Here is a 3291-nt window from a genome sequence, read left to right as displayed (position 1 = left end):
CCGACTCCACCTCGCCGCCCCCGGCACCTAACCAGACACCAGCCCAGCACCCCCTCCGACGTCAACCCCCGAAGGACTTACGGCGCCGACCACTTAGCTCCTCGTGAGTCACTCGCTGCCCGAACAGTAGCCCTCGGCGTCCCGGCGCGAAAGGCGATTGAGGCCCGGGGCAGACGGCCGGTACCCAGTCCGGCATGCCCCCGCACCTCCGGCCCGGCGGAACGTTACATAGCCCCGGATCAAGACATCCCCTCACCGTGATAGCGACGGATCGTGGCGCACAGATCGAATACAAAACCACTACGCCGTACGCGCCAGAGGACTCTCAGGGCAGGGCCCGCGGCCGTGTCGCGCCCTCGGCTGGGAACACCCGCCAGTGCGTGGTGATTTCGCAACGGAAGCCCTCATGGTTGGTGCGGCCGGCGTGCTGGAGACACCACAGCTGCGGGGCGTCCGGGTCATCCGCGCTCGGCGACTGCTCCTCACACGTCATGCACGCGGCCCAGAAGATCGGATGAGGCGACTGGGGCTCGGGGCGCAGTGTCAGCTGCACGTACCGGAGAAGCTTCCTCACGGTGTGTGCCTGGGTCCGAGGGCTGCGTCGGCGGCGGCCTGGAGGACTGCGTGCAGGTGCTCGCCGTCGGTCAGGCAGCGGGTTTGTGTCGGGGGGACGCGCCAGTGTGGGCCCGGTGCGCTGCGGGCCCGGAACGGCGAGGTAGGTTGCTGCGCCCTGGACGCGTACGCCGGAGTTCGGCGGCATCTGCCAGTGCGCGGCCTGGCCGGGTTGGATGAGGAAGTACAGCAGGGCGCCGCCGGGGTCTTCGATGACGGCGCCGCACGCGGGGCCGAGGGCGGTCAGGGCGGGTTCGCCGAGGGAGCGCGGCACGCGGACGGCGTCCCACCACTGGCCTGCCGGGCGCATGGCCACCAGGCGGCCGGTGGGGAGCCAGTCCAGGCAGTGAGCGGGAGGTCGGGTCACCTTGGCAGGATCGTGTGACACACGGTGTCGGCTCGATAACCGACCGGTAATCTCACGGTGGAATGACTTTCCATCCCGCTGTGGACACGGGGGCGTTGATGGCGACCGCGCTGGTACCGACCGACATGCCCGACTGGGCATGGCAGCGCGCCGAGGTCCGCCAGGCCCTGCGCGCCCACGACATCGGCGCTGTCTTCCGCTACGTGCAGCAATACGCCGGCGCCAGCCAGGCGAAGATCGGGGCCGCCGTCGACCTGACGCAGGCCCGGGCCAACGAGGTCATCAACGGCCGCCGCGAGGTGTCCCGCCTCGACATGTACGAGCGGACCGCCAACGGCCTGGGCATGCCCGATGACGCCCGGCACCTGCTCGGGCCGGCCGCCCGCCGCGACGTACGCCGCGGAGGGCAGGCCTTCGCCCTGGCGGCATTCCCCGAGGTCGTCCGCGTCTACGCCTCGCAGGCTTCGGCCGCCGAAGAGATCCGACGGCAGGCCCGCGCTGTCGCAGAGCTGGAGGTACTGGCGGTGCGGGGCCTGGGCTTGATCGGGCTCAACGACTCGCTGCTGCGGGGATCTGTGGCCCGCCAGGAGGGCCGGCCGCCGAAGGTCCGTGTGCTGCTGCTCGACCCGGCATCGCCCGCGCTGGCGCGGCGCGCGGCCGAGATCGGCGAGTCCCCCGAGTCCCTGGCCGGCGGGGTGCGCCTGGCCGAGGCCCGGCTGCGGGAGCTGGCCGCGCTCTGCGACCTGAGCGTGTACCGGTACCGGAGTCTGCCCACCTGGCGTGTGATCCGAATGGACACCACCGTGTACGTGTCCGCGTTCGATGCCGGGTGGGAGGGGCACGCGTCGGCGACGTACAAGGTGATGGAGACGCCGCACGGCCCCCTCTACCGCGGGTTCCGGCGGATGTTCGAGGCCCTGCTCGGCGACGCCGAGCAGACGATCTGACAGGCGCGGACTCGGCTACGTGGTGACGATCGCCTTCAAGAAACAGTGCCGCAGCTACAACTTCACGGCGGCCGGCCGCCAGATGCTGGCCACACTGGTGCGCGTCCCGGGGATCGACGGCCACTTCCTCGAGGTCGAGACGATCACCGATGAGGACCAGGTGCACGCCGCCCTCGACGACGTACGCGCAGTCCTGGCCGAACTCGGCCTCGACGAAGGCGATCTGACGACCGAGCTCTACACGGACGCCGTGGCGGCCAGGCGGGCGTGAAGCGGCCCCGGAGCGGTCGACGCCTGGGGCCGGCAGTGCCGCAAGGACATGGCGGTGTCCGAGCATCGCCGGGCCGTTCCTTCCCCTCCGTGACAGAACGTAGCGGCCACGAGAGGGTGCGCACCGAGACTGCGACCCCATCGCACCGGTGCCGGCCGACGCCGAAGAGACGCGGACAGGCCGTTGCGCAGGACGCCCGGCGGGCCGGGAGGCGTCGCAGGCGTTGCGCAATCCCCGGGTCGAGGCTGCGCAGCCGGGCTGCGCAGCCGGGTTGCACAGCCGGGTTGCGAGGACCGACGGCCGCACTATTGCGCAGCGCTCGGCTGGTCCCGCTCGGCAAGGGACCGGCGACCGGGAGACGGCCGCCGGATGCCGCCATGCGGGCCGGTGAGTGGGATCGGTTGGAGCCGGCGGGGCGGTGAGCTGCCGTGGTGAGTTGGGCCGACCAGCGTGGTGAGTTTTCCGGCGGCCGGCTGGAGTTTGGTGAGTTTTGCCATTGGCCGTGGTGAGTTTTGGTTCACAGGCGTGGTGAGTGGATCCGGGGCCGTGGTGAGTTCGGATTTTCTCGGGTCCCGGCCCGGCCTGCGCCCTCTCCCGCTCCCTGACCCGGGCTGGGCAAAAGGGCCTGTGACCTGGGGTGGTGAGTGGCAGCAGCAACTCACCACGGGAGGCGAAAACTCACCATGAGCGCCGTTGCCGAACCGTGATCTCCAAGGGGTCCTGGTGGTGAGCGAATCGGTGAGTAGTGCCGGGCTTCATAGGGGCAACACCCCGACCGCCCCTGTCCCAGGAGCCCTTGTATGCCCACCCAGACCCCACGAAGGCCAGCCCCCGCGGTTGCCTCCACCCCCCGCCCGCTCCATACTCCGAGCGCGTCCCTCGCCACCCTGAAGGCCGCGCACCGACGGGTCTCCCTGGCCCGGATCGGGGTGTGGGCGGCGCTGGCCGCCGGCCCGGTGGCCCTGGCCGTCGTGTGCGCAATGCCCCCCACCGTCGCGGCCACTGCGCAACCCACCACCACCGCACCCACCGCATTGCGCAACCCAGAGCCGACCGGGGTGGCGACCCTAACGCGTAAATAAGTCCAGCTCAGG

3 protein-coding genes and 1 pseudogene are annotated in these 3291 nt (G+C 71.0%); 3 read left to right on the top strand and 1 reads right to left on the bottom strand.

Going from position 1 to position 3291, the window contains the following annotated elements; translation table 11 throughout:
• Positions 1–325: 325 nt before the first annotated feature.
• Positions 326–979, bottom strand: coding sequence for a DUF7848 domain-containing protein (locus EFK10_RS51690; RefSeq protein ID WP_240677874.1), 654 nt, complete (start codon positions 977–979; stop codon positions 326–328).
• Positions 980–1077: 98 nt separating this feature from the next.
• Between EFK10_RS51690 and EFK10_RS45770 the strand changes: the two genes are divergently transcribed.
• The 3 genes and pseudogenes from EFK10_RS45770 (at position 1078) to EFK10_RS45760 (ending at position 3279) form a co-directional block, all read left to right on the top strand.
• Positions 1078–1926, top strand: coding sequence for an XRE family transcriptional regulator (locus tag EFK10_RS45770; protein ID WP_127361545.1), 849 nt, complete (start codon positions 1078–1080; stop codon positions 1924–1926).
• 4 nt (positions 1927–1930) lie between these two features.
• Positions 1931–2197 (top strand): annotated as a pseudogene (locus EFK10_RS45765) (class IV adenylate cyclase); the annotation flags it as partial.
• An 800-nt stretch (positions 2198–2997) separates the two neighbouring features.
• Complete coding sequence (locus EFK10_RS45760; protein ID WP_127361544.1) at positions 2998–3279, top strand: hypothetical protein; 282 nt, start codon at positions 2998–3000, stop codon at positions 3277–3279.
• Positions 3280–3291: the final 12 nt, after the last annotated feature.

Origin of the sequence: Streptomyces soli, from assembly GCF_003999195.1 — a bacterium.
GTDB classification, from domain to species: domain Bacteria; phylum Actinomycetota; class Actinomycetes; order Streptomycetales; family Streptomycetaceae; genus Actinacidiphila; species Actinacidiphila soli.
The sequence above is the reverse complement of the archived record's forward strand: the minus strand, read 5'-3'. Positions and strand labels throughout refer to the sequence as shown.

Bases quoted from the DNA above. Each gene is read 5' to 3' on its own strand.
- EFK10_RS45760 (WP_127361544.1), top strand. From the start codon at position 2,998: ATGCCCACCCAGACCCCACGAAGGCCAGCCCCCGCGGTTGCCTCCACC.
- EFK10_RS45770 (WP_127361545.1), top strand. From the start codon at position 1,078: ATGGCGACCGCGCTGGTACCGACCGACATGCCCGACTGGGCATGGCAG.